At 38.7% G+C, this 24,311-nt stretch carries 26 protein-coding genes and 1 other RNA gene; 14 read left to right on the top strand and 13 right to left on the bottom strand.

Features of this window, described 5'->3' with window-relative positions; all coding sequences use genetic code 11:
* Positions 1–127 precede the first annotated feature (127 nt).
* Positions 128–745 carry a PAQR family membrane homeostasis protein TrhA gene (gene trhA, locus LV92_RS19385; protein ID WP_111625248.1) on the top strand — a complete coding sequence of 206 codons (618 nt, stop codon included), beginning with the start codon at positions 128–130 and terminating at the stop codon, positions 743–745.
* Here the strand turns inward: trhA and LV92_RS19380 are convergent.
* Positions 742–1,170, bottom strand: coding sequence for a DUF4268 domain-containing protein (locus LV92_RS19380; RefSeq protein ID WP_111625247.1), 429 nt, complete (start codon positions 1,168–1,170; stop codon positions 742–744). The two genes, trhA and LV92_RS19380, sit on opposite strands and share 4 nt — an antisense overlap.
* A complete protein-coding gene (locus tag LV92_RS19375; RefSeq protein WP_111625246.1) occupies positions 1,171–1,842 on the bottom strand; it encodes a ZIP family metal transporter in 672 nt (223 codons plus the stop codon).
* A 90-nt stretch (positions 1,843–1,932) separates the two neighbouring features.
* On the opposite strand from LV92_RS19375, the gene LV92_RS19370 reads away from it, so the two are divergent.
* Complete coding sequence (locus LV92_RS19370; RefSeq protein WP_111625245.1) at positions 1,933–3,096, top strand: THUMP domain-containing class I SAM-dependent RNA methyltransferase; 1,164 nt, start codon at positions 1,933–1,935, stop codon at positions 3,094–3,096.
* Positions 3,097–3,336: 240 nt separating this feature from the next.
* Here LV92_RS19370 and LV92_RS19360 read toward each other — a convergent pair whose 3' ends face one another.
* Genes LV92_RS19360 through rlmD form a run of 3 tightly spaced genes read right to left on the bottom strand, consistent with a single transcriptional unit; the run spans position 3,337 to position 6,096 of the window.
* Positions 3,337–4,158: a DUF6048 family protein gene (locus LV92_RS19360; RefSeq protein ID WP_111625243.1), complete on the bottom strand. Its 822-nt coding sequence runs from the start codon at positions 4,156–4,158 to the stop codon at positions 3,337–3,339.
* Positions 4,139–4,669 carry a DUF6452 family protein gene (locus LV92_RS19355; protein WP_111625242.1) on the bottom strand — a complete coding sequence of 177 codons (531 nt, stop codon included), beginning with the start codon at positions 4,667–4,669 and terminating at the stop codon, positions 4,139–4,141. The genes LV92_RS19360 and LV92_RS19355 overlap by 20 nt, the downstream gene beginning before the upstream one ends.
* Before the next feature lie 11 nt (positions 4,670–4,680).
* Complete coding sequence (gene rlmD, locus LV92_RS19350) at positions 4,681–6,096, bottom strand: 23S rRNA (uracil(1939)-C(5))-methyltransferase RlmD (protein ID WP_111625241.1); 1,416 nt, start codon at positions 6,094–6,096, stop codon at positions 4,681–4,683.
* Between the two features lie 226 nt (positions 6,097–6,322).
* Between rlmD and LV92_RS19345 the strand changes: the two genes are divergently transcribed.
* The 5 genes from LV92_RS19345 (at position 6,323) to rocD (ending at position 12,582) form a co-directional block, all read left to right on the top strand.
* Positions 6,323–7,789, top strand: a complete 1,467-nt coding sequence (locus LV92_RS19345; RefSeq protein ID WP_111625268.1) for a sulfatase — start codon at positions 6,323–6,325, stop codon at positions 7,787–7,789.
* A gap of 62 nt (positions 7,790–7,851) precedes the next feature.
* Complete coding sequence (locus LV92_RS19340) at positions 7,852–9,090, top strand: glycoside hydrolase family protein (protein ID WP_111625240.1); 1,239 nt, start codon at positions 7,852–7,854, stop codon at positions 9,088–9,090.
* Positions 9,091–9,178: 88 nt separating this feature from the next.
* Positions 9,179–10,252, top strand: a complete 1,074-nt coding sequence (locus LV92_RS19335; RefSeq protein WP_111625239.1) for a glycoside hydrolase family protein — start codon at positions 9,179–9,181, stop codon at positions 10,250–10,252.
* Positions 10,249–11,157: an endonuclease/exonuclease/phosphatase family protein gene (locus LV92_RS19330; protein ID WP_111625238.1), complete on the top strand. Its 909-nt coding sequence runs from the start codon at positions 10,249–10,251 to the stop codon at positions 11,155–11,157. Before LV92_RS19335 ends, LV92_RS19330 begins: the two co-directional genes overlap by 4 nt.
* Positions 11,158–11,301: 144 nt before the next feature.
* The gene (gene rocD, locus LV92_RS19325) at positions 11,302–12,582 is read left to right on the top strand and encodes an ornithine--oxo-acid transaminase (protein ID WP_111625267.1); all 1,281 of its coding nucleotides are present in this window, start codon (positions 11,302–11,304) and stop codon (positions 12,580–12,582) included.
* Positions 12,583–12,635: 53 nt separating this feature from the next.
* Here rocD and LV92_RS19320 read toward each other — a convergent pair whose 3' ends face one another.
* The 4 genes from LV92_RS19320 to LV92_RS19305 are packed head-to-tail and all read right to left on the bottom strand — an operon-like array spanning position 12,636 to position 13,968.
* Positions 12,636–13,019, bottom strand: a complete 384-nt coding sequence (locus LV92_RS19320) for a DUF2752 domain-containing protein (protein WP_146613560.1) — start codon at positions 13,017–13,019, stop codon at positions 12,636–12,638.
* Positions 13,020–13,038: 19 nt separating this feature from the next.
* Positions 13,039–13,323: a CD225/dispanin family protein gene (locus LV92_RS19315; protein WP_111625236.1), complete on the bottom strand. Its 285-nt coding sequence runs from the start codon at positions 13,321–13,323 to the stop codon at positions 13,039–13,041.
* A gap of 37 nt (positions 13,324–13,360) precedes the next feature.
* Positions 13,361–13,699 (bottom strand): CCC motif membrane protein, encoded by a 339-nt coding sequence (locus LV92_RS19310; protein WP_111625235.1) that lies wholly within the window; start codon positions 13,697–13,699, stop codon positions 13,361–13,363.
* A gap of 8 nt (positions 13,700–13,707) precedes the next feature.
* The gene (locus LV92_RS19305) at positions 13,708–13,968 is read right to left on the bottom strand and encodes a DUF2752 domain-containing protein (protein ID WP_245946439.1); all 261 of its coding nucleotides are present in this window, start codon (positions 13,966–13,968) and stop codon (positions 13,708–13,710) included.
* 101 nt (positions 13,969–14,069) lie between these two features.
* On the opposite strand from LV92_RS19305, the gene LV92_RS19300 reads away from it, so the two are divergent.
* Positions 14,070–14,267, top strand: a complete 198-nt coding sequence (locus tag LV92_RS19300) for a hypothetical protein (protein WP_111625234.1) — start codon at positions 14,070–14,072, stop codon at positions 14,265–14,267.
* Positions 14,267–14,815, top strand: a complete 549-nt coding sequence (locus tag LV92_RS19295) for a Smr/MutS family protein (protein WP_111625233.1) — start codon at positions 14,267–14,269, stop codon at positions 14,813–14,815. Before LV92_RS19300 ends, LV92_RS19295 begins: the two co-directional genes overlap by 1 nt.
* On the opposite strand, the gene LV92_RS19290 is transcribed toward LV92_RS19295, so the two are convergent.
* Positions 14,816–15,325: a hypothetical protein gene (locus LV92_RS19290; RefSeq protein WP_111625232.1), complete on the bottom strand. Its 510-nt coding sequence runs from the start codon at positions 15,323–15,325 to the stop codon at positions 14,816–14,818. It lies immediately after the preceding gene.
* 134 nt (positions 15,326–15,459) lie between these two features.
* On the opposite strand from LV92_RS19290, the gene LV92_RS19285 reads away from it, so the two are divergent.
* Complete coding sequence (locus tag LV92_RS19285) at positions 15,460–16,608, top strand: cysteine desulfurase family protein (RefSeq protein ID WP_111625265.1); 1,149 nt, start codon at positions 15,460–15,462, stop codon at positions 16,606–16,608.
* Here the strand turns inward: LV92_RS19285 and LV92_RS19280 are convergent.
* From LV92_RS19280 to LV92_RS19270, 3 genes are all read right to left on the bottom strand, one after another.
* Positions 16,605–17,258 carry a hypothetical protein gene (locus LV92_RS19280; protein WP_111625231.1) on the bottom strand — a complete coding sequence of 218 codons (654 nt, stop codon included), beginning with the start codon at positions 17,256–17,258 and terminating at the stop codon, positions 16,605–16,607. The genes LV92_RS19285 and LV92_RS19280 overlap by 4 nt on opposite strands.
* Before the next feature lie 119 nt (positions 17,259–17,377).
* Positions 17,378–19,846: a TonB-dependent receptor gene (locus tag LV92_RS19275; RefSeq protein ID WP_111625264.1), complete on the bottom strand. Its 2,469-nt coding sequence runs from the start codon at positions 19,844–19,846 to the stop codon at positions 17,378–17,380.
* A gap of 4 nt (positions 19,847–19,850) precedes the next feature.
* Positions 19,851–21,539, bottom strand: coding sequence for a M23 family metallopeptidase (locus LV92_RS19270; RefSeq protein ID WP_111625230.1), 1,689 nt, complete (start codon positions 21,537–21,539; stop codon positions 19,851–19,853).
* Positions 21,540–21,734: 195 nt separating this feature from the next.
* Between LV92_RS19270 and LV92_RS19265 the strand changes: the two genes are divergently transcribed.
* The 4 genes from LV92_RS19265 (at position 21,735) to rny (ending at position 24,120) form a co-directional block, all read left to right on the top strand.
* On the top strand, positions 21,735–22,025 hold the full coding sequence (locus LV92_RS19265) for a hypothetical protein (protein WP_031444723.1): 291 nt from the start codon (positions 21,735–21,737) through the stop codon (positions 22,023–22,025).
* A 14-nt stretch (positions 22,026–22,039) separates the two neighbouring features.
* Positions 22,040–22,336 (top strand): cell division protein ZapA, encoded by a 297-nt coding sequence (locus LV92_RS19260; protein ID WP_031444722.1) that lies wholly within the window; start codon positions 22,040–22,042, stop codon positions 22,334–22,336.
* A gap of 54 nt (positions 22,337–22,390) precedes the next feature.
* A non-coding RNA gene (ssrS, locus tag LV92_RS19255) (6S RNA) lies at positions 22,391–22,500 on the top strand.
* A 54-nt stretch (positions 22,501–22,554) separates the two neighbouring features.
* The gene (gene rny / locus LV92_RS19250) at positions 22,555–24,120 is read left to right on the top strand and encodes a ribonuclease Y (protein ID WP_111625229.1); all 1,566 of its coding nucleotides are present in this window, start codon (positions 22,555–22,557) and stop codon (positions 24,118–24,120) included.
* Positions 24,121–24,311 lie beyond the last annotated feature (191 nt).

Here is a 24,311-nt window from a genome sequence, read left to right as displayed (position 1 = left end):
CGTAATGGAGCTATTTGCCTGGTTATAAGTGTTATTTGTGCAGACGGGGCAATATTATTTATTTCCTAAGATATGGCATTCATGTAAAATTTACTTTGGTTAATTTTACATTATCAACAACCAACAAATGCTGGAAAAAGAGGAAAAATTGAACACCCTTTCACATGCCCTTGGCATCCTTCTTGGGCTAATAGGCTTTATTGTGCTTTATCAGATAAACGATCGGCACAATGCCTATGGAATTTTTTCCATTGTTGTTTACAGCTTTACCTTTGTGCTTTTATTTACGGCATCAACCTTATACCATCTTGTAAAGGATCCAAATTTGAAAAATAGATTACGAATATTGGATCACATCAGTATTTATTTTTTAATTGCGGGGACCTATACACCAGTGGCCTTGATATTGTTGGAAAAAGGTAATGGGTGGCTACTATTTTATATTGTCTGGGGTATAGCTGCTGTTGGTACGCTAATGAAGTTATTTTACACTGGCAAATACGAATTTATATCGCTTTTACTTTATTTGGTAATGGGTTGGTTGATCGTATTGGATTTGGATAATTTACTAAGCAATACCACGACCATTGGAATGGGAACCCTTTTTTTAGGGGGTGCATTTTATACTTTAGGGATACTGTTTTACGCTATGGAAAGGATCCCTTATAATCACTTTATCTGGCATTTGTTCGTGCTGGGAGGTGCCATAAGTCATTGGTTTTTTATTATGATCGATGTGGTTTAGGGACGAATAATATCTTCATATTCGTTGAAGAAATCTTCAAATTTGGTCATGTTTTCCTTCAAAAATACCATGGTCTCTTGCCAGGTGTTTTTGTTATGTATGGAAACATTGTTCAAACTAACGGAGACCCTCGATATTTCCTTACCGTTGTCTAGGAAAACCGTATCCTGGAACAGGGCATTTGGTAGATATTCCTCTTTGAAAAGCGACTGAAGTGAAATTAATTTTTCCCATAATTCCATACGTTTCTCCAGATTTTGATTTTCAATATCCATTGAAACCATGGCAGTGGACAAATCAAAGTGGAACTTAAATGAGAAATCCTTTATTCCGGTGTTGTAAAGAATCCATTTTCTTGGAAATGATTTTCCAAAAGAAATCCAGAAATCCTGCCTTAACTTTTTTGCTTCTTCCTTACTAAACATTTACAGGGAATAAGCAATTACGATACCTAGTATAATGACCACCAATTTACGCAGGTTGAATTTGTGCGCTTCCGAACTTTCAAACAAAATAACCGTTGAGATATGGAGGAAAACACCAATTACCAAAGCGTTCAGCAAGACGGCATACCTATGGACAAACTCATAATTGGCTGCAATGTAGGTACCTATGGGGGTCATCACAGAGAAAAGAACGATAAAAAATATTGCGGATTGCAATTTTATCTTAGAGCTTAATAAGAATATGCTGAGGATAATGGCAATGGGGATTTTATGGATCAGAATTCCGTATAGAATTGTACCGTGATTTTCTATGGGCAATCCTTCAAGCAGGGAATGGATACAAAGGCTTATGAAAAGCATCCAAGGAAAATCCGATTTTTCAGGATCTAAATGAACATGCCCGTGTTCGGCCCCCTTGGAAAAAAATTCAAGAAAAATCTGGAGCAGTATCCCCAACATAATAAATACCCCTACCGTTTTTGGTTCTGCACTGCCATAAACTTCGGGGAACAATTCAAATACAGTAAGTGCCAGCAAAAAAGCGCCGCTGAAAGCTAAAAGAAGTTTAAAGACTTCCTTGTTTTTTGGTTTTGTGAAGTATACAAATATAAAACTCAGTAATACACCAAGAATGGGTAATAAATATTTCATTTAGGATTAGTTCTGGTATTCTACAAAATTATCATATTGGCTAATAAGGGCTAAAATTAACGTATTTTTGCGGTAATCTTAAAGGTAGATATGAACAATAATTTTAAAATGGTGGCCAAAACCATGTTTGGTTTTGAAGAAATTTTGGCAAAGGAACTGCGAAACCTTGGTGCAGGAAATGTTGAAGAAGGGGTTAGGAGCGTTTTTTTTGAAGGCGATACAGGCTTTATGTACAAGGCAAACCTTTGTTTGCGGACTGCGATTAAAATAGTGAAACCTATTCATTCATTTCGCGTTCGGGATGAGAACGATCTTTACAAAAAAATCTATGCCATGGATTGGTTCGATTATCTGTCGACCTCCACGACTTTTGCCATAGACGCCACAGTAAATAGTGAAAATTTTACCCACTCCTTATATATATCCCAAAAAACCAAAGATGCCATAGTGGATAAGTTTAGGGATACAGATGGTAGTAGGCCGGATGTAGATATAAAATTCCCGGATGTTAGGATCAATATCCATATACAAAATGATCAATGCAATGTGGCCTTGGATTCTTCAGGGAGGTCGTTACATCAACGTGGGTACAGGACGGCTACCAATATTGCGCCCATAAATGAGGTTTTGGCCGCAGGTCTTTTATTGTTAAGTGGATGGGATGGACAATGCGACTTTTTGGATCCCATGTGCGGTAGTGGCACTTTATTGACAGAAGCAGCCATGATTGCCTGTAATATTCCGGCCAACATTAATAGGAAGGAATTTGCCTTTGAGAAATGGCATGATTTTGATGCCGATCTTTTTGAAAAAATTGTGGACAGCAGTCTCAAAAGGACACGGGAGTTTAATCATAAGATCATTGGATATGACAAGGCGCCATCTGCAGTGCGAAAGGCTCAGGATAATATTGTTAATGCCAATTTATCCGATTATATAACCGTTGAAAGGAAAAACTTCTTTGATACCGAAAAATTCACTGACAAACATTTGCATATGGTGTTCAATCCACCTTACGGTGAGCGATTGGATATAGAAATGGAGGATTTTTATAGCGATATAGGAAACACTTTAAAACGCAATTATCCAGGGACCGATGCCTGGTTCATTACATCCAATTTGGAGGCCTTAAAATTTGTGGGGCTTCGTCCTTCAAGGAAGATAAAGGTCTTTAATAGTCATTTGGAATCGCGCTTGGTAAAATACGTAATGTACGAGGGGAGCAAGAAGGCCAAATTTAACAAGGAGGAATAACCCGTATTTGATAATTTAAAAGTATAGTAATCTTGAAACCAAAACACAAGGCCCTTTTCTTTAATTTTCTAGGCTTCGCCATTTTATTTGTGGCAGGCAGATTATTACTTGGGATGTTCTTATCGCTCAATACTCTGGTTCTAGCTTTTATAGCCGCGGTGGCCGCAAGTATATTGGCTCCCAAATTTAGTGCTGTAAAAACAAGATCAGGAGAAAAACTGATGATGAAATGGATTTTTATTAAGGGTTTCCGGGAGCTCTAGGTTTTTCTGGCATTGGTGGCTGCTTTTCTTCCTTTTCCTTAATTTTTTTTGCTTTTTTGTAGAGCGGTAAAAAATAGGTTATGGAATAGTTGTAGCCAACGCCAAATTTGCTACCGTCGGTAACTTTATTGAATCCAGGAATCCATAGATTACTAAAATTATCCGGTTCCTTGTTGCTGACCAAGAATCCGATGCGAACGCTTGCCCCCAAATAAATGTTGGCGAAGAGTTCGGCTTTTACACCTAGCACGGCCTCCAGCCAACTGGCATTTAATCCGCTATATTCTTGGGCGACATTGGAGCCCCAGGGAAAATCATTTACAGCGTTGGGGTCAGGATTGATTTGATATTCGGGATCGTTCCAATACCGGTTGGTGTCAAAAATTTGATAATTGTTCAAAGTTTGGCTAAAGGTACTATAGGCATAGCGCCCCCCGACATGTATTGAATTGTTCATACCATACCAATTGCTATAGGTGTTATAATCCACCCCAAGTTTTAAATAGCTTCCAGAAGTGGTAAAATTGTATAGGTCCTCTTGTCTGGTATTCTTTTCATTACCCAGTTCTGCGGCCACATACAGTTTGTTCGTTATCCTGTAATCCCCAACTAATTCAAGTCCTTGGTAATCATCGTTTAAAAAGGAAATTAACAGGCGACTAAGATCTATTCCCACCCTAATACCGTAAGGGTCGGTATGGGCCACTGTATCTTTTGGCTGCAAGTCGATAGGCTTGCTTTGGGAAGATCCCAAAAGAAAGGTGAGAAATAAAAAACTACTAATGATATATCTTAACATGGGCCGCTATTGAATTTTCTACCAATGGGGTTACAATTTCTATATCCTTTATCCAGTTATCGGTTTCCGTTTTTAAATCGCCGCTTAAATCTTCATAATTGGCAATATATCCACACGCCCTGGAAACAAACTTATCTATTCTATTGTAATTTAAGTACAAGGTATCTAAATCTCCCCCTTCAACGGTAACTGTTTCGCCACCGGAATCTGTAGTTTCAACATCTGAAGAGTTGCTAATAAAATAAAAACCTGTGGTGTTTTCTGTAACCTTTAAAGGAATGGAAATAGAATCCGAATCGGTTCTGTCGGATACGGTCGTAACCGTAGTATTCTGACCAACTCCCACAATTCTAAATTTGGTTACCTTTTTTAATTCGGTGGGGTTGTCCACATCATAAAATCTTATCACTAGTAGTGGGGTGTCCCCGTCTATACAGATATCATCTTTTTCGCAGGCTCCAAAGCTGATGAATGTAATTAAAACTAGTATTGGAATATAGAATTTCTTCATGCTCGGGTGGACTATTTGGTCCGTTTCTTTAAAAGTACAACATTTTCAACATGATGGGTTTGCGGAAACATATCCACGGGCTGCACTTTCAATATTTCATAATCGTCCTTCATCATTTCCAAATCCCTGGCTTGTGTAGCGCTGTTGCAGCTTACATATACGACCTTTTCTGGAGCAATGGATAGTATTTGCTGTACAACGGCCGCATGCATACCATCTCTGGGAGGATCGGTAATAATTAGATCTGGCCTTCCGTGTTCCTTTATGAAAGTAGGATTAAAGACATTCTTCATATCCCCTACAAAGAAATCTACGTTGTCTATTTTATTTCTTTTTGCATTAGCCTTGGCATCGGCAATAGCCTCGGGAACGGCTTCTATGCCTATTACCTTTTTGGCTTTTTTAGCTACGAATTGGGCAATAGTCCCCGTGCCGGTGTAAAGGTCATAAACCAATTCATTTCCGGTAAGTCCGGCAAAATCCCGCGTTACTTTATATAGTTCATACGCTTGGTCCGAGTTGGTTTGATAAAAGGATTTGGCATTTATTTTAAACTGAAGACCTTCCATTTCCTCAAATATATGATCCCGTCCGGAATAACATATGATTTCTTGGTCATATATGGTGTCATTTTGTTTTTGATTGATGACATATAGCAGAGAAGTTATTTCTGGAAAGCTTAAAGCCAAATGGTTCATTAATAATTCCCTTTTTTCCAAATCGTTCTCATAAAATTGGACCATGACCATAATTTCGCCCGTAGAGGAAGTACGTATCATTACCGTGCGCAGCATACCCCACTGATTCCTGGGATTAAAGAAAGATAGATTGTTCTTAATAGCAAAATCCTTTATTTCCAACCTAATAGCATTGGATGGATCTTCCTGCAAATGACATTTTTTAATGTCCAATATTTTGTCCCACATACCAGGGATGTGAAATCCCAGGGCGTTTTTATTATCAATTTCCTTACCGGAGTTTATTTCCTCCAGGGTCAACCATCGGCTATCCGAAAAAGAAAATTCCATTTTGTTTCTGTAGAAATACTGTTTTTTAGAGCCTATGATGCTACTGGTTTTTGGCAGTTCCAAATGGCCAATTCTACGAAGGTTGTTCTCAACCTCCTTTTGTTTGTAGAACAGTTGGTGCTCATAACCCATATCCTGCCATTTACATCCGCCACATACCCCAAAATGCTCACATACTGGAGTAGTCCTTTTATCGGAAAATGTATGGAATTTGGTGGCTACCCCCTCGAAATAGGCTTTTCTTTTTTTGGTGGTCATTACGTCCACTACATCCCCGGGGACAGTGTTGGTAAGGAAAATTACACGTCCGTCAGGTGCTTTTCCAATTGTCTTGCCTTTGGCTCCTGCATCTACTACTTCTACGTTTTCAAAAACTTGTCTTGTATTCTTTCTGCGCATGGCGCAAAAATAGGAGATTTTTTTAGGATTTATGTAGCTTTTTAACAGAGTCTTATTTGTATTTGTTAGATTCGTTTTGGCAATAGGAAAATTAAATATGAATGGATCGAAAGAATTGATTCGTATTAAACGAAGTGTTGGCCTGTATTAGATATTGGGGAACTAAGTGTTATTTTTGGAAAGTAGGAACAATTATCAATCTTTAAATTCAAATAAATTGGTTAAAATGGGAAAATTGCTTTTAAGTCTGTTAATGATCGGCTTTATTGCTGGACATGCACAGCAAGGCAAAACTGCAAAAAAAATAAAGAACAACAAGCCCAATGTATTATTCATAATTGCGGATGATTTAACGGCCACTGCTATTTCATCCTATGAAAATCAGGCGGCACATACACCCAATATTGATCAATTGGCGGCACAAGGTGTTAAATATACCAGAGCTTATACCCAGTATCCGGTCTGTGGGCCCTCAAGGGCTTCTTTAATGTTTGGCTATTACCCTAATGCTACTACCACCTACGGATATGTAAGCGGGAGAGAGAATGTTGGGCCTTCACGCAAATCACTTTCACAATTGTTTAAGGATAACGGTTATTATACGGCACGGGTAAGCAAGATTTACCATATGGGAGTTCCCATAGATATTGAAACGGGTTCCAACGGACAGGACGATGAGGCCTCCTGGACCGAAAGGTTTAATAGTCAGGGACCGGAATGGACTGCAGAGGGGGAGGCTGAATTGGTGCAAAATAATCCTTACGGACTTAAGCCAAGAAAAGGGGGTAATGTTATGACCATTGTAAAGGCGGATGGGGACGATTTGGTACATTCCGATGGTAAGACCGCTGTAAAGGCTATCGAACTTATTAAACAAAATAAAAATAATCCCTTCTTTTTGGCAGTGGGGTTGGTACGGCCCCATGTGCCTTTTGTTGCTCCAAGGAAATATTTTGAACCTTATCCACACCAACAAATGGTATTGCCCCCTAAAGTTGAAAATGATTGGGACGATATTCCCGCTCGAGGAATTAACTATGTGACCAGTGTAAATGGGGAAATGTCCGATGAACAGGAAAAAAAGGCAGTAGCTGGGTATTACGCTTCTGTAGCCTATATGGATGCACAGGTAGGAAAGATACTAAAGACTTTGAAGGAAGAAGGCTTGGAGGATAATACCATTGTTGTTTTTACTTCCGACCATGGCTTTCATTTGGGGGAACACCGTTTTTGGATGAAGGTAAGCCTTCATGAGGAATCGGTTAGGGTGCCTTTGATTATCAAAGTGCCTGGAAAAGCACCGGCGGTCTGTAATTCCTTTTCCGAACTGTTGGACCTGTATCCTACTTTGGCCGAATTGGCAGGGTTAAAGGCATCCAAACATTTACAGGGTAAAAGCCTTGTGAAAACTTTGGATAATCCAAAGTCGGATATTAGGGAATATGCATTTTCCGTAAGCCAAGGAGGCAAGTCCTTTCTTGTGCGAAGCCATAAATGGGCATATATTCAGTATGACGAAGATGCCGGATCAGGGATGGAGCTTTTCGACATGGAACACGATGCCAAACAATACAATAATTTGGCGCATAACCCTGCCTATGGTGATGTGGTTCAGGAAATGCAAAAGATTTTAAAGGAAAAATTACTGGAAATAAGAACAAATGACTTGGCCATATCATATGGTTCGGATTAACAAAATTGAAAAGTCTTTATGGAAAAAATAAGGACTGTAATTGGAGAGATTACCAACTATTAATGAAAGGAATATTCACTTGTTTTAAAAGGGGCATTCTGTTAGGATGCTTTATTAACACCTTTTTATGCTGGGCCCAAAATATCACGATTACGTCAGGGAAAATTGATGCCAGAGCAGTAGGGTTAAAGGAATCTCCCAATAAAATAATTGGCGCCTCTATATTTCAAATCCCGAATTATTTTGTTTGGGGAGCCAGCGTGGTTAAGGGAGACGATGGTAAGTATCATATGCTTTTTTCACTTTGGGAAAGCGGAGCGGAAGGAGGTAGTTTTGTCAAGGACTGGGTGTTGCAGTCCAAAATTGGATATGCCGTTTCAGATTATCCGGACAAGGGCTTTAAGTTTCAAAAAATAGTATTGAAAGGTACCCGCTATCACGGGGACAATATGTCCTGGGACGCCCAAATGGTGCACAATCCACATATCAATAAATTTAACGGAAAGTATTATCTGTATTATATAGGATCCAAAGATCCAGCGGAACAGCTCAGGGGTTCTTCAGGTGAAAATTTGGACAAACGGGCTAGGGTTCAACAATCACTCTGTATAGGGGTGTTGGAATTTGATAGTTTTGAAGATTTGCTTCTGGGAAACTTTATGCGTCCAAAACAGCCTTTGTTAACACCGCGAACTAGGGTAAAGGCCGATAATGTTATTAATGCATCCCCCTTTGGGATCAAGGTAAAACCAGACAATATAATAGTGGTGAACCCCTCAGTGGTTTATAACCCAAAGATTCAGAAATATATGCTGTTCTTTAAGGGCAACGTCTATGAGCCACACTGGAAAGGCGTCCATGGGGTGGCTATTGGCGATACCCCAAAAGGTCCATTTATACCTTTGGATAATTTTGTTTTCGATGTAAAAATGCCTGATGGTTCTTTGGCAAGTACTGAGGATCCCTATGTTTGGTACTCCAATAAAATCCAAAAATTTATGGCTATAGTGAAGGATTTTACGGGAAGACTAACAGGCCATAAAAAGACATTGGCCTTGTTATCATCGACTGGTGGTATTGTTTGGGATTTAACGGAAAAACCGCTATTTATGGAGCGGAAGTTGCATTTAATGGATGGGTCGATTCTTGAGGTGGATAGATTGGAACGCCCGCAACTGTTGTTAAATGAAGAAGGTTTTCCCAAATATTTGTATGCTGCCTGTGCTGTAGAAAATGTAAACCCTAAAAATGATGGCAGTTCTTTTAATGTACAGATTCCCTTGGAAGTTGTTATGGAATAATATAAGAAGTATTAATCCAATTAGTTAGTTATTAAAACCAAACCGGTCACCAAATGCCAGGATTTAAAAATATATTGAATATTGTGAAATGAAATACGTATTAAAATTGTTTGTTATTTTCATACTTTTGGTCATTGATTCTGGATATTCCCAAGACAAGTCTTTGCAGATGCCCTTATCTTTTATCGCCCAGAATTTGGAATACAAGGGCGTTGCCGTTCAAGATGATAATTATACTATTTGGGGCTGTGCACCCATACAGGATCAGGATGGAAAAACTCATTTATTCGTTGCAAGATGGCAAGAAAAGAATGTTAATCCTGCTTGGAGAAAATCTTCCGAAATAGCTCACTATGTTTCCGATTCACCAGAAGGGCCTTTTGTTTTCTCTGATATTGCCCTCAAAGGTACGGGAAAGGATACCTGGGATAAATATGCACCACATAACCCAGAAATAAAAAAAGTGGGTAAGCAATATGTGCTGTTGTATATTGCCAATACGGATTATCATCAACCTCCTCATGGCGGAAACCAACGTATTGGAATGGCCATTGCAAAATCTCCTTATGGTCCATGGAAGAAGGTTGGGAAGGACGGCATGGTCTTAAATGCCGACAACCCTATTAAATGGAATTATAAGTCCAATATGGGAGTGGCCAATCCGACCTTTATGAAAGTAAATGGAAGGTACTATTTGTATTTTAAAACCAAAACCACAGAAGGTATTTTAAAGTATGGCCTGGCTATAGCCAAGAAACTAAAGGGTCCATATACTATTCAGGACAAGCCCGTTACTTCTAATAAGGGGACATTGGAGGATGGAACCGTTTTTACCTATCAAGATTATATCTATTTGTTAACCACGGACAATCATGGTCAAAATACGGGTATAGTTGGCGGTGGGACACTTTGGAAATCTAAGGATGGACTTACGTTCAACTTGGAGGATGCTACTATTGGTTATGATCTATTGTCCACCTATTATAGGGAATACGATCCCCAAAAAGTAGTAAAGATATACGGCCCAGATCCGAAGCTGGAACGCCCTAAAATTTTGATGATAAATAATAAACCGGCATATTTGTACGCTCCTTCGGGTTGGAATATTTATGGGGGTCAACGCACTGTAGGGCATGTTCTTAAAATTAATATGGACCCATGAATTTTCGAAATATTTTATTGTTGATAATTACATTGCTACCATTTTCACTTTTGTCACAAAGTGAGGGGAGCGACTTCAAAATAATTACCTATAATATTTGGAACGGATATGATTGGGGCAAGGATAATGAAAGAAGGGGGAAGGTTCAAAATTGGATAAGTACTCAGACTCCAGATGTGGTGGCCCTTCAGGAATTGTGTGCCTATACCCCGGAAAAGTTGCAGGAAGATGCCAAAGCTTGGGGCCATAATTATTCTGTACTCTTAAAAACAACGGGTTATTCAGTTGGTTTTACCTCCAAGTATCCTATTGTGCTAAAGGAAGAATTAATGGATGGCTTGCATCATGGCGCTTTGCACTGTAAAACAAACGGAATTGATTTTTTGGTGGTTCACCTCCATCCTGGAAGCATTGCAAGAAGACGGGAAGAGGCCGGTATCCTATCCGCGAAATTGGATGCCATCACCAAATCTACTTCTAAATACGTGGTATTAGGCGATTTTAATGCCCATTCGCCCTTTGATGCGGATATGTACAACACCAATGGTTATTTAATTACAAGATTAAGGGAGTCCAACCTGGGAAAGGGTTTAAACGGCAATATAGAAAATGGAGGATTGGATTATGCTGTAATGTCCAAATTTCTTTCATTACCTTTATTTGATGCAGTTCAAAAATATTCTACAGGATTGATGGAAAGAGCTAGTTTTCCTGGGCGCGTTCTGGTTGAGGTAAATCAAGAAGCCCCCAATCAACTGCTTTCACGTATGGAAAGGATAGATTATATTATGGTTTCACCTTGGCTCTCTAAAAAATGTAAGGATGCCCAAGTCCACAACGGACCGGAAAATTGGTTTTTGTCCGATCATTATCCTGTCAGTGCCACTTTTTATTTAAAAGAGTGATTGGTAGGTTATTCCGATCAAAATTCAATGTCCTAAAATTTTAGGATGCAAGTTACAATTCGTAATTTGCGTGCTCTACAAAAGAAGGATGATTTCTCTCCCCAAGAAGGAATTGCTAAAGTTTTATTTAAAAGTTATTTAATCATGTCGGTTTTGGAAAAATTATCTTCTGAAGATGCCATCGCATTGGAAGAAAAATTCGGAGCGCACAACTATCATCCGCTACCTGTTGTTTTAAGTAGGGGAGAGGGAGTTTTTGTTTGGGATGTTGAAGGAAAAAAATATTACGACTTTTTGTCCGCCTATTCTGCAGTAAACCAAGGGCATTGTCATCCTAAAATTGTCAATGCCATGATAAAACAGGCTCAAACGCTAACCTTGACTTCCAGGGCATTCTACAATGATATGCTCGGAAAATTTGAGAAGTTGGCCTCACAAACATTTGGATACAACAAATTATTACCCATGAATACAGGGGCCGAAGCGGTGGAAACTGCTCTTAAAATTTGTAGAAAATGGGCCTATGAGAAAAAAGGTATTTCCGAAAACCAGGCGCAGATTGTTGTTTGTGAAAATAATTTTCATGGACGGACTACTACCATTATCTCATTTTCCAATGATCCTATTGCTCGCAAAAACTATGGCCCTTATACAGAAGGCTTTATTAAGATTGAGTACGATAATATAAACGCTTTGGAAGAGGTTTTGGAAAGTGATAAGAATATTGCTGGATTCCTTGTTGAGCCAATTCAAGGAGAAGCTGGAGTATACGTCCCTTCTGATGACTATCTTGTCAAGGCGCGAGAATTGTGTAAAAAGCATAATGTACTTTTTATTGCCGATGAGGTACAGACAGGAATAGCCCGTACAGGTAAATTATTGGCTACCTGTGGCAATTGTAGCTGTCCCGACAGGCACTGCAGTGGTACGCCAGAGGTGAAACCGGACATATTAATTTTGGGAAAGGCGCTTTCAGGAGGAGCTTATCCGATCTCCGGAGTTCTGGCCAATGACGAAATCATGGAAGTCATAAAACCCGGTAGTCATGGTAGTACTTTTGGAGGTAATCCAGTGGCAGCAGCAGTGGGCATAGCTGCTCTAGAGGTAGTCAAAGAAGAAGGACTTGCGGAAAATGCATATCAATTGGGTATGCTGTTCAGGGAAGAACTCAATAAGTTTATACCAAATAGTAATATTGTAAAGGCTGTCAGGGGTAAAGGATTATTAAATGCCATTTTGATAAACGACACGGAAGATAGTTCAACTGCTTGGGACATTTGTTTGGCATTAAGGGATAATGGACTTTTGGCGAAACCAACCCATGGAAATATTATTAGGTTCGCTCCTCCTTTAGTGATGAATAAAGAACAACTTTTGGAATGTGTTGGGATTATAATTCAAACGCTTAAGCGGTTTGAAAAATAATATTCCACACCTCGAAAGAGATTGCCCGTTATTGATATTGTAACGGGCTTTTTTTATTCTGGAGCCAAAAGGGTAAAAGGATATAGGTCTATATTCCTAAAAATAGTGAACAGGGTAATTATTATCAATAGCAGCATGGGAGTTTTGGGGTGATATATTAAATCTGGTAAACTTTCTTTGCCTTTTACGGGTGCATAGCTTCGAACCCAATGGTAGGCAATCAATAAAAACGCAGGAATAAAGAGTAGGTTATGTTTGGCTACACCAATTATATCCAAGTGGAGTAAATCGTGCAGTGCCCGCTGACTTCCACATCCCGTACAGTAATAGCCTGTGGCAGTCAAAAATGGACATTGAGGAAAGTGGTTGGAACTACTTGGGTTGTAGAAAAAATAAAGGAGCAGTATTCCAAAGAATACCACTCCTAAAACTATCATTCCAAATATTTTCTTTTTGTTAGAAATCACCTCCGCTCATTAATCCTCCAAAAAGGGCTAAGCCAAAAAAGGCGATATATATGAGCCAAAACAAGCCAGCTATGGCAATACCAACAATAGCCCATGTTTTTGCATTTTTAGAAGCTCTTTCGGCCTGTTCATAATTACCTAGGGCATAGGCCTCATTTACTTTGGCGGCATTCACAATACTCACTATACCAGGAATCAGGCAACAGAATACAGTACTGATAATCGCTAAAACCAAATAGTTGTTCGGTTTGGGACGGGTTTGGTTGTTTTCCATAAAAGTGCTTAATTAAATTGATGGGTTGTAATAAAGTCTATTGAAGGTTTTGAAAATAATCTTCCATTCTCTCTCTCATAAGTTCTTCGTTCTGTAATGCATCCCAACCAATAATAGAGATAATCCAAATGAAAAAGAAGATTACTAGAATATTCAAAACAATACCTATAATCGATAAGGTTTTTCCTAATTTAACATTGTTGTAGCCTTCATACATACTGGGATTTACTGCGTAGAGCATAGTGGCTTTTTTTGCTAGAATAAGGCCTATTATCCCAAATATCAGTCCAATAATTCCATAGCAGCAGCAGGTAACTATTGAAATAATCCCGAAAACCAATATTAGTGTTGCGTTGGGTAATTTTTGTTGTTCCATAATTTTTTTTAATGTATTAGATGAACCATTTTGTAAATGTAACTTACTATGATGATTCCAGCGTTTAGGTATAAAAGATAGATTTTGATCTTAAAGGAGTTTTTGATATCGAACAAGAGGGAGGCACCAATAAAACCAACTAGAAATATAATGGTATAAATGGCCGGGTATATCTTTAGGGCCTCTATAAAATTGCCGTCCAACAGATATGAAATAGAACGTTGAATTCCGCAACCTGGACACTCAATGCCGAAAATCTGCTTGTTCATACAAGGCAGCATATAATTTTCCAGTTCCAAGAGAATCGCCATCAGGATTATTTAAAGTACTAATATAATTCTTTACCGAAAAATACTATTATTTTTGGGCAATGAAAACAAAACGGACTTTTTATTTGGTGCTGATACTGGCAGGAGCTGTAATTGCTGGGTTGGGAGACTATATAATGCATGAGGAATATGCATTGAGCATTGGAATTGTCCTTTTAATGTTTGGTCTTTACAAGACCACACAGTTGTGGAGTATAGATCAAAATAGGGATGAGGAAAAAGACAAAGAAAATAGCTAATGGATTTTAAGGTAGGAGATCAAGTTGAGGCCATTGATGATATTGTTCAAGGGGTTGTGGTAAAAATAAATGGTAGGCAAATTTCGGTGGAAAGTAAAGACGGTTTCTTATTGAAATATACGGCGGACGAATTATTGAAAATTGCCGGCTCCAATGCTATTAAAGTGTCCAATTTTGAGGTGGCCAAAATAAAGGCAGAGAAGGAATTGCCAAAGAATAGGCACAGCAGGAAAATAAGGCCCAAGGAACGATACGCCCCACAGATGGAAGTTGATCTGCATATAGATAAGTTAACACCCTCAACAAAAGGAATGACCAATTTTGAAATGTTGAACCTTCAACTTGATACGGCCAAACGTCAACTGGATTTCGCTATTCGTAAAAAGATACAAAAGGTTGTATTTATTCACGGAGTCGGGGAAGGAATTTTGAAAGAAGAACTACATTATCTCTTTAAGCGGTACGAAAACGCAAAGTATTATGACGCGGACTACCAGAAATACGGTATGGGGGCTACGGAAGTTTATTTTTTTCAGAACACCCCATAATTAATTGGTTGTCACAGTCCCAAAATCATTGATACTTAAATCGGTTATACGCTGATTGTTGGATTCGTTGATAAAAGTAATTTCGCTGAGCCTTATAGTATGTTCATATGAAGTGTTCTCACCATCAACTATTTCTGTAGTGGTTATAAGTACAGAACCGCTCTCGGCCTCAATTTCTTCGATTACCGTAGGTTCCGTTACAGGGATAAGATCGCAAAAATAATCACTGGAAACATCATCGGAAAAATCACGATAGGTGAGGGAGGTACTAGTTGAGATAGGATATTCAACCTCTCCGTCCGATGCTTCATTCTTAAGAGTCCCACTCGCTAGGGTGAGTATTAGTGCTTCGTTGCCGTTAATTTTAAAGAATAAAGTGGTGCTGGTCGATACCGAAGTGTCACAATAATCTATGTCTATATCATCAAAGTCTATAGTCTCTATGGTTAAATCCCCATCATTGCATGAATAAAGGGATATGCACAAAAGGAAAGTCAAGAGATTTTTCATGCCTCAAATTTAATCGAAATATAGGTTATAATCCTAGAGGTTTATGAGCATTTTACAGGAAATTAACTTTATTTCGAGTAATTTTGGCGAACTTTCCTGGAGTTGGGGAAGGTTTTAATTTGATTTATTTTTTAATGAAAAAGGTTTATTTGGATAGTGCCGCAACCACTCAGGTTAGACCGGAAGTCATCTCAAAAATGCAAGATGCCCTGGCAAGTTGCTATGGTAACCCATCTTCTTCCCATGGTTTTGGAAGGACAGCTAAAACGGCTATTGAAAAAACAAGAAAAACTATTGCAAAGTATTTAAACGCTCACCCAGCGGAGATAATCTTTACTTCGGGAGGTACCGAAGCGGACAATATGATTCTTAGGTGCAGTGTTAGGGATCTTGGGGTGAAAACCTTGATTACTTCAAAAATAGAGCATCATGCGGTCTTGCATACAGCGGAGGCGCTGGTCAAAGAATATGGTATAGATCTCATGTTTGTGGATTTGGATATCTATGGAAATCCGGATCTTGGCCATTTGGAGTCGTTGCTGAAGAGGGATGGAAGTAAAAAATTAGTGAGTCTTATGCATGTGAACAATGAAATAGGAAACATTATAGATATAGAGGCAGTTGGCAAACTTTGTCTTGAAAATGATGCCTTATTTCATTCGGATACGGTACAGTCTATTGGACATTTCCCATTGGATGTGCAGAAATCCAATGCCCATTTCCTTACTGCGGCGGCTCATAAATTTCATGGTCCCAAAGGGGTTGGATTTGCTTATATAAAAAGAAACGCTGGTCTAAAACCCTTGATTTTTGGAGGATCGCAGGAACGTGGTTTTAGGGCTGGAACTGAACCGTTTCATAATATTGTAGGTTTGGAAGAGGCCTTTAAAGCGGCTTATGATCACCTGGGTGAGGAAAGGAATTATGTGATGGAGCTAAAAAGATATTTTATAGAAAAAATATCCAAAGCAATTCCCGATGCGGCCTTTAATGGTCTTTCCGGAGACATGGAAGGCGGTACCTATACCCTTGTGAATGTGCGCCTCCCTTTTGATCCTGAAAAGGCGCTGATGTTATTGTTTCATTTGGATCTAAAAGGTATAGCCTGTTCCAAAGGAAGTGCATGCCAGTCCGGTAGCGATATTGGTTCGCATGTTCTTGCGGAAATACTTTCTCCCGAAGACATGGAAAAGCCTTCTTTGCGCTTTTCGTTCTCAAAATATAATACCAAAGAAGAATTGGATTATGTTGTTGAGGTGTTAAGGGAATATGGTTCCAATTAGTTCTTTTTTCGATCTCTTGGGCGTTCCCTGTCATAAGGGAATTTTCTGGAAGCAAGTTTCATCATCAGATCGATGAGGTCTGTAGTATTCTTTCCCGATTTCTTATTAATCTGTTTTTCGTATTTCCAAAGTAATTTGCCGGTTAAACCGTCACTTATTTTTACTCCTATGCGGCCATAGTTGGCATCACCCTTAATATAATCTAGAAGGCTAAATTCTGTAGGGACACCTTTGGATAGCAGTACGTTTAAGTCTAAAGTACCACTTATAATGCCATCTACTTCTAAAATCTGTGCTAGTTCCTTTACGCTGTAAACATCAATGTTGTCGTAAGAAATACCTTTTTGTTTAAGGATGGCATTGGTGTTTTTTGTGTTCTGGAAGTCAACAGAAAATTTCTTTTTCTTTTTTCTTTGGGAAAAATAAGTTTCCAGGGCGTCCTGTACGGCGTAGCCTTCCTTCTCTTCCAAATCTTTTAATTCTGCACTGGATATTTCATCCTTCAATTCCAAATTGGTCAAGAATGGGATAATGGCCAAATTAGCATGATCTTGGCTCAATTCATCGAACTTTTCACTTTCATAAATGTTCTTTTGAGCGGATACACCTAGGCAAATAAAGGCGGAAATTATTACAAAAATATTTTTCATCTATTACTATTTGTTCTTTATATACTGCACATTATCTAGATGGATACTTCCAATTGGGCCTTAAAAATGTTATTGCCCAATGTGCTTTTCATTTTGCTGATTAAAACTTTTTTTCAGTACTAAAAACGCATCTCTATTTTTATATTTAAGATACGGCCGGTCATAAAATTGGGTACGGCAAATTGTTGTTCATTTACCAAATCCCTGACCCAGGTGTTGGTTATGGAATTTTGGTTGTTGAATAAATTAAATATTTCAAAGCCGCCACTTAGATCCTTGAAAACCCGTAAAAATGAATTTTTGCTATTGGATTTATTAGCTCCCACAAAAATATAGGAAATTCCCAAATCTGCACGCTTATAATCCCTTAATCTATTTTGATAAAGGTAGGGGTCGGTATAGCTAGGTGAACCTCCGGGCAGACCTGTATTATAAACTAGGTTCAGATACATTTTAAGGTCCGGTACCTCTGGCATATAGTCCTGAAAGAGAATACCGACCTTTAAGCGCTGGTCTGTGGGCCTTGAAATATAGCCCCGTTCATTAATGTTCTCCTCTGTTTTCAGGTAGCCTAAGCTAAACCAAGACTCTGTACCGGGAACAAAGGCGCCGTTTAGCCTTAATTCTGCCCCATATGCGTAGGCTTTTGCATTGTTTTGGGCTGCATATCTTATACGTACATCCTCCAAGGTATAGGGATTTACATGGGTCATTTTTTTCCAATAGGCCTCTCCGATCAACGTAAACGGACTTTGCCACAATTTAAAACTGTATTGGTTTCCTAATACAATATGATAGGATTTTTGGGCCTTCACCTCCGGATGAATAATACCATTGTTATCCCTTAGTTCCCTGTACAATGGGGGCTGTTGGTAGACTCCACCCGAGAGTCTGAACAGCATATCTTTTGTCCAATTTGGCTTTATGGAAAATTGGCCCCTGGGACTAAATATGGTATGTGAGCTGTTTTTTAGGTTTTTGCCATTCACGACCCAATGGCTAGCCCTGACTCCAATGTTATAATATATGTTGTGATCGTTCCATTGTGCTCTATGGCTATATTGCGCAAAGCCTGATAGTTTATGGGTGTTTACCGAATTCCTGGCAATAATACCCTCGTAGGGCAACAGGGGCGCCTCAAAGGGTATTTCGGGTTCATTGCGATTATAACCAGCATTGGAAGGTCGTACCATATATCCCAAAGAATCCAGGAATTCTGACTCCCTAATTTGGTCTCTAATATTGGTATGTTCGTATTTAAGCCCCCATGAAATGGCATTTCTATCTTTAGTATGGAGGCCTTTATGCTCCATATTGAAAATTTTAGCATCCAGATCATTTCTGGCCCGATTGTATTGTGTGGCCAAGCCATTTATAGGCGTAGGTTCCCCTGGGATATCGTCTTCAAGACCTGCATTTAATTCACTAAGCCGGTATTGGGATATTACATCGGAATATTCTTGCTCCTTATTAAAATACAGGGAGGAAATAAACTTTAAAGTGGTTTTATCATTTAATTGGTATTCCGCTTTCAGAGCGTTTAAGTTGGTCCTATATTGGTTTTTTTCACTTCCGGAATAATAGACGGTCAAAGTTTTTATGTCATTCAGGGTACCAAAATTGGTCTGCCTGGTAAAAGGTTGGTTTCTGTAATTGTTGATCGAAATATTTCCTAGGTAGCTAATTCGAAATTTGTTGGAAAATATGTAGGTAGTATATTGTTGAATGTCAAAAAAAGAGGGGTCGTAGTTTCCAGAGGTGTTCTGACTATTTACAAGGAGGCTGTTGTCCCGGGACCTGATGCTGGTCAAGGAAGATAATTTCTTGTTCTTGGATACACTTTCCAAAGTGGTCGAAGTCCCTAGGCGGGTCGCGTTTATTTTAAGTCCGAAAGAAACAGGTGTTTTATAGCTGATATCCAAAACTGAAGAAAGTTTATCGCCATATTTGGCTTGAAAGCCTCCAGCGGAAAATTGTAGGTTTCCCACCATGTCACTATTTATAAAACTTAGGCCTTCCTGTTGTCCCGAGCGTATTAAAAAGGGCCTATAGATCTCAATGTCATTGACATACACCAAATTTTCGTCAAAATTGCCGCCTCTCACCATGTACTGGGTGCTAAGCTCATTGTTGGAGGAAACCCCGGGCAAAAGCTTTAGGATATTCTCCACTCCCGCATTGGGTCCTGGAATATTTCGAACAATATCTGATGAAATGGTTGTAATTCCCTCAGCATACCTACTGCCGGAAGGGGTTACCACAACCTCGGCAATAAGTATGGCCTCATTTTTTAGAACAGGGTTGAATTCATAATTCTCATTGGTATTTAGAATTAGATCTTTGAGAATTAGCTTTTCGTTTCCAAGATGTGAAAAGGTTATTGTTGTTTCCTGGTCCGCAATAATTTCCAATATATAAAACCCGTTCACATCGGAAAAAGTCCCTTGGTTTTTGGATGTAATATTAACATTGGACAAAGGTGTTTGGTTTTCATCAAAAACCACACCGGTTATGGTAGCCGTTTGTGCTTTTAGAATGGTTGCCGAAAATGCTAAAACGACAAGAAAAAAAAGTTTAAAAAGTCTCAATGTTTCATTTTCTGTAAAAAGTACTTGTGAAAGTACTGCTATTACCAATATTATCGGTAACCACTACTTTCAAATTACATTGTTTTTTATCCAATATAAGATCATCAAAATTGTAGGTAATGGTATTGGTCTTGGGCTCATATTCCAGAAGTATCCATTCACCATTTAGGGTTGCATTGTAAGTGTCTATACCACTTAGGTCGTCCGTAATTTTTAAGCTTAAATAACTGTAGTTGGTAAGCCACTGTTTATCTTTAAAATTTTGAGGTCTTATCTGTGGGGCAACAGTGTCTTTTGCCAAGGTATAGGTGCCGAGGTCCCTAGTTCTTGTAGTAAAGGTAGTACCCCGTTTATAGGTGGAGGCGTAATTTGCAGATCTATTATTGTCCAATCTTGCTATGAATAGCTGTTTCCTTTCCTCGTCCGTATATTTTGAAACATCAAAGGTTATTGTAAAGTTTCTATGTGCGGGTACCTTGCTATTGTGAATGGTAATAGTATCCTGACCATTTTTTAGATCGATATAAAAATTGTCATAAAACGTATTGGCAGGGAAATATACTTTGGCTGCCCCCAAATCAAAATTGTTAGGTTTCTTGGCAATAATATAGTTGTCCGTCTTCTCTTCGATTTTTGGAATTTTAATTTCTTCAAGCTTGCCTTCCACTGGGATAACCAATTTTGTAAGGTTACCGGCGAGATCATAAATATCTATTTCCACATTATAGGATAAACCTTCGCTTACCTCTATTTTTCCATTATTGTAAATAGTCTTGTAAATACCCAAAAGATTGCTTTCATCCTTAAAACACTTCTGAATCCTTTCCCTATAGGTACTGTAATGGTTGTAATCTATCAAGGTGTTTATATATCTGCTTTCTGTAAAGGAGAATGTTTCAAAATTAAAATCGGTATATAATTTTCCATTCACTATTTGTTTTACAGAATAAACCCCGTTTTGATTGGCAGCGAGGTCTTGGCGGTCAAATGCATTTATTCCGAATCCAATGGTGCCAAGGGCAGTTACCTTGTCGGCAAGATAGGTGCCATCACTTTGTCTATGGTATTTTAGTTTTATTTTTTCCTGACTCTGATTTACCTGAGCGTTCCCGGAAAGGGGGTAGGCGTAAACACTCAATAAAGTAGGGTCTGTAGCATCCCTCACTTCTATTCCATGAAGGAGCGGATTTGTCGGCATTTCGGAGGCACTGCTTCTAATTTCGAAATGAAGGTGGGGTCCGGCAGATCCACCAGTATTTCCGGTATAAGCAATGAGATCACCTTTCTGAACCTTAAGCTCCGAAAATTGAGGAAAAATTTCCACTTCAAAAGATTTCTTTTGGTACTGGATATTCTTTACGTAAGCTTCTATTTCGGGAGAAAACTTTTGAAGATGTCCGTAGACAGAAGTGTAACCATTGGGATGGGCAATATAAAGTCCCTTTCCATAGCCCCATTCGGATACTTTTATTCTGGTAACCGTACCCTCACCTATAGCGTAGACCGGTAATCCCTGTCGCTGTTGCGTTTTTATATCGATACCTGCGTGGAAATGGTTGGAGCGCAGTTCCCCAAATGTTCCCGAAAGAACTATTGGAATATCCAAGGGAGGGCGGAAATAATCCGTCGGATATGGCGCTTGCCCATAAAACATTGATGTAAAAAGAAAAAATCCTAAGAAAAAGCCTTTCATATAAGTGATAATTGGTACGAAAGTAATTAATACCGTTCTAATTCAAAAAAAAGTCTGTGTTATATAAAATATAATAAAGGTCATTTTTTTTTCTTAAATTGAGGTTGGAAATTTTACTTTGAGAATAAATGAAAAAAGAATTGCTAAGTATAAAGAGGTGTGTTAACTTTGTGTAAAATGCATTGATATTTGCAAATGAGTGAATTGGTAGATATTGTTGATTCTTTAGAAAATAAAATTAGTAAGTTGTTGCATAAGCTGGAGCTTTTGCATCATACCAATATAAAATTGGAAGAAGAATTGGTTGCTGTAAAAAATGATCATGAAGCTACAAGAGTTTCGGTGAATGAATGGCAGGAAAAATACAATTCACTAAAATTAGCGAGTTCTATGCTGGGCAGTGATACAAATAAGACCGAAGCTAAGCTTAAAATAAACACATTGATTAGGGAGTTGGACCATTGTATTGCCCAACTTTCGGAATAATGTAAATAAAAAATATGGCAGAAAAGCTCAAAATTAAACTTTCTATAGCAGATAGGGTATATCCCTTAACAATTGATCCTTTACAGGAAGAGGGCTTAAGAAAGGCAGCTAAGAATATAGAACAGCTGGCAAAGAAATTTGAGCAAAACTATGCCGTTAGGGATAAGCAGGATGTGCTGGCCATGTGCGCACTTCAGTTTGCCTCTAAGATTGAGCAAAAGGGAATAGACCATTCAGAAGGTGTAAAAGAAGCTGCAGAGCGACTAAAAGCACTGAATATGTTGGTTAGTTCCAAGCTAGGGATGAAATAACGTTCTTTAAAATAAATATAGTTACTGCCCACATTGGTAATTAATTTTTGACAAACTCAACACTAATTTGTTTGAAAAGGGTGAGTTTAGATTGTAAAAGCAGGCCTTACTTGTATAAGGATCCTTGAGCAGTCTGGTAGCCCTAAACCTGTTTATCGGGGTTTGTACAAAACTTCCATCAATGTGGGCTTTTTTTATAAATAATTTTGAAATTAAATATGGATAGTATAGCAATAATAATAGGATTGGTTGGTTTGGGAATTGGTTTTGCCATTGCGAAATTTATGGAAAAGGGCAAGGCTTCCAAAACTATAGCCAGCGCAAAAAAAGAGGCGGCAAATATAATTAAGGAAGCCAATATTGAAGGAGAAAATATTAAGAAGGATAAAATATTTCAGGCCAAGGAAAAGTTTTTGGAGCTAAAAGCAGAGCACGAGAAGGTAATTATCAATAAGGACAAGAAAATTTCAGAGGCAGAGAAACGAACAAGGGATAAGGAATCCCAGGTCAGTAGTGAACTTGCAAAAGGCAAAAAATTGGGTGAGCAGCTCGAAGATAAACTGAAAGAGGTAGATTATAAGAGCGAGTTTCTAGAAAAGAAGCAATCTGAGTTGGAGAAGCTACATAAAAGTCAGGTACAACAGTTGGAGGTAATTTCCGGCTTATCTGCCGATGATGCTAAATCACAATTGATGGAGTCCTTGAAGGATACGGCAAAATCAGATGCCATGGCCTATATTCAGACTACGGTGGAAGAAGCAAAGCTTACGGCCCAGCAAGAAGCCAAAAAAATTATTATCAATACCATTCAGCGAATTGGTACCGAAGAGGCAGTGGAAAATTGTGTTTCCGTGTTTAATTTGGAATCCGACGATGTAAAAGGAAGGATTATTGGGCGTGAAGGACGAAATATTAGGGCATTGGAAGCGGCTACAGGGGTTGAAATAATTGTAGACGATACTCCCGAGGCCATTATCCTTTCCTGTTTCGATTCTGTTCGTAGGGAGGTTGCACGTTTGTCTTTGCACAAATTGGTGACAGATGGTAGGATACATCCAGCCAGAATTGAGGAAATTGTTAAAAAGACAGAAAAACAGATAGAGGAGGAAATTGTTGAAATAGGAAAACGCACCGTAATTGATTTAGGGATTCATGGCCTACATCCAGAATTGATCAAGGCGGTGGGCAGAATGAAATATCGTTCTTCCTATGGCCAGAACCTATTGCAACACTCCAGGGAAGTTGCCAAACTATGTGGTGTTATGGCCGCCGAGTTGGGATTAAATCCAAAATTGGCAAAACGTGCGGGACTATTACATGATATAGGGAAAGTGCCCAATACTGAAGCTGATGTGGAAACACCCCATGCCATTCTTGGTATGCAGTGGGCGGAGAAATTTGGTGAGAAACCGGATATTTGCAATGCCATTGGTGCCCACCACGATGAGATAGAAATGAAAACCCTTATTGCTCCTATCGTACAGGTTTGTGATGCTATTAGCGGTGCAAGGCCAGGTGCAAGACGACAAGTGTTGGATTCGTACATACAACGTTTGAAGGATTTGGAAGATATCGCTTTTGGATTTGGTGGAGTGCAAAAGGCATACGCTATTCAGGCAGGAAGGGAATTAAGGGTTATTGTAGAAAGCGAAAAAGTTAGCGATGATAAAGCAGCTGAACTTTCTTTTGAAATTTCTCAAAAAATCCAAACGGATATGACCTATCCCGGGCAAGTGAAAGTTACTGTTATTAGGGAAACTAGAGCGGTTAACGTAGCCAAGTAATTTTGTAAGGAATTATAAAAGAACTTCCCCAAAATGACATTCATAATCATTGTGGGGAATTTTTTTTATCTGTAGTAGAGAACAAGTAGATTGCTTGCTTTCTTAATCATATTTAATGGGGCAAGTATTATAGTTGGAAATGGAAAACAAATTACATTTCCCTCTATTATATCTTTTGTTCTCCGTAGCTA

This window comes from Arenibacter echinorum (assembly GCF_003259375.1).
GTDB classification, from domain to species: Bacteria; Bacteroidota; Bacteroidia; order Flavobacteriales; family Flavobacteriaceae; genus Arenibacter; species Arenibacter echinorum.
Note: the sequence above shows the minus strand (reverse complement) of the source record. Positions and strands in the feature narration are given on the sequence as shown.

What these genes read in the sequence shown, in the direction of transcription:
- trhA (WP_111625248.1), top strand. Translation starts at nt 128, where the DNA reads ATGCTGGAAAAAGAGGAAAAATTGAACACCCTTTCACATGCCCTTGGC.
- LV92_RS19380 (WP_111625247.1), bottom strand. Translation starts at nt 1,170, where the DNA reads ATGTTTAGTAAGGAAGAAGCAAAAAAGTTAAGGCAGGATTTCTGGATT.
- LV92_RS19375 (WP_111625246.1), bottom strand. Translation starts at nt 1,842, where the DNA reads ATGAAATATTTATTACCCATTCTTGGTGTATTACTGAGTTTTATATTT.
- LV92_RS19370 (WP_111625245.1), top strand. Translation starts at nt 1,933, where the DNA reads ATGAACAATAATTTTAAAATGGTGGCCAAAACCATGTTTGGTTTTGAA.
- LV92_RS19360 (WP_111625243.1), bottom strand. Translation starts at nt 4,158, where the DNA reads ATGTTAAGATATATCATTAGTAGTTTTTTATTTCTCACCTTTCTTTTG.
- LV92_RS19355 (WP_111625242.1), bottom strand. Translation starts at nt 4,669, where the DNA reads ATGAAGAAATTCTATATTCCAATACTAGTTTTAATTACATTCATCAGC.
- rlmD (WP_111625241.1), bottom strand. Translation starts at nt 6,096, where the DNA reads ATGCGCAGAAAGAATACAAGACAAGTTTTTGAAAACGTAGAAGTAGTA.
- LV92_RS19345 (WP_111625268.1), top strand. Translation starts at nt 6,323, where the DNA reads ATGGGAAAATTGCTTTTAAGTCTGTTAATGATCGGCTTTATTGCTGGA.
- LV92_RS19340 (WP_111625240.1), top strand. Translation starts at nt 7,852, where the DNA reads ATGAAAGGAATATTCACTTGTTTTAAAAGGGGCATTCTGTTAGGATGC.
- LV92_RS19335 (WP_111625239.1), top strand. Translation starts at nt 9,179, where the DNA reads ATGAAATACGTATTAAAATTGTTTGTTATTTTCATACTTTTGGTCATT.
- LV92_RS19330 (WP_111625238.1), top strand. Translation starts at nt 10,249, where the DNA reads ATGAATTTTCGAAATATTTTATTGTTGATAATTACATTGCTACCATTT.
- rocD (WP_111625267.1), top strand. Translation starts at nt 11,302, where the DNA reads ATGTCGGTTTTGGAAAAATTATCTTCTGAAGATGCCATCGCATTGGAA.
- LV92_RS19320 (WP_146613560.1), bottom strand. Translation starts at nt 13,019, where the DNA reads ATGATAGTTTTAGGAGTGGTATTCTTTGGAATACTGCTCCTTTATTTT.
- LV92_RS19315 (WP_111625236.1), bottom strand. Translation starts at nt 13,323, where the DNA reads ATGGAAAACAACCAAACCCGTCCCAAACCGAACAACTATTTGGTTTTA.
- LV92_RS19310 (WP_111625235.1), bottom strand. Translation starts at nt 13,699, where the DNA reads ATGGAACAACAAAAATTACCCAACGCAACACTAATATTGGTTTTCGGG.
- LV92_RS19305 (WP_245946439.1), bottom strand. Translation starts at nt 13,968, where the DNA reads ATGAACAAGCAGATTTTCGGCATTGAGTGTCCAGGTTGCGGAATTCAA.
- LV92_RS19300 (WP_111625234.1), top strand. Translation starts at nt 14,070, where the DNA reads ATGAAAACAAAACGGACTTTTTATTTGGTGCTGATACTGGCAGGAGCT.
- LV92_RS19295 (WP_111625233.1), top strand. Translation starts at nt 14,267, where the DNA reads ATGGATTTTAAGGTAGGAGATCAAGTTGAGGCCATTGATGATATTGTT.
- LV92_RS19290 (WP_111625232.1), bottom strand. Translation starts at nt 15,325, where the DNA reads ATGAAAAATCTCTTGACTTTCCTTTTGTGCATATCCCTTTATTCATGC.
- LV92_RS19285 (WP_111625265.1), top strand. Translation starts at nt 15,460, where the DNA reads ATGAAAAAGGTTTATTTGGATAGTGCCGCAACCACTCAGGTTAGACCG.
- LV92_RS19280 (WP_111625231.1), bottom strand. Translation starts at nt 17,258, where the DNA reads ATGAAAAATATTTTTGTAATAATTTCCGCCTTTATTTGCCTAGGTGTA.
- LV92_RS19270 (WP_111625230.1), bottom strand. Translation starts at nt 21,539, where the DNA reads ATGAAAGGCTTTTTCTTAGGATTTTTTCTTTTTACATCAATGTTTTAT.
- LV92_RS19265 (WP_031444723.1), top strand. Translation starts at nt 21,735, where the DNA reads ATGAGTGAATTGGTAGATATTGTTGATTCTTTAGAAAATAAAATTAGT.
- LV92_RS19260 (WP_031444722.1), top strand. Translation starts at nt 22,040, where the DNA reads ATGGCAGAAAAGCTCAAAATTAAACTTTCTATAGCAGATAGGGTATAT.
- rny (WP_111625229.1), top strand. Translation starts at nt 22,555, where the DNA reads ATGGATAGTATAGCAATAATAATAGGATTGGTTGGTTTGGGAATTGGT.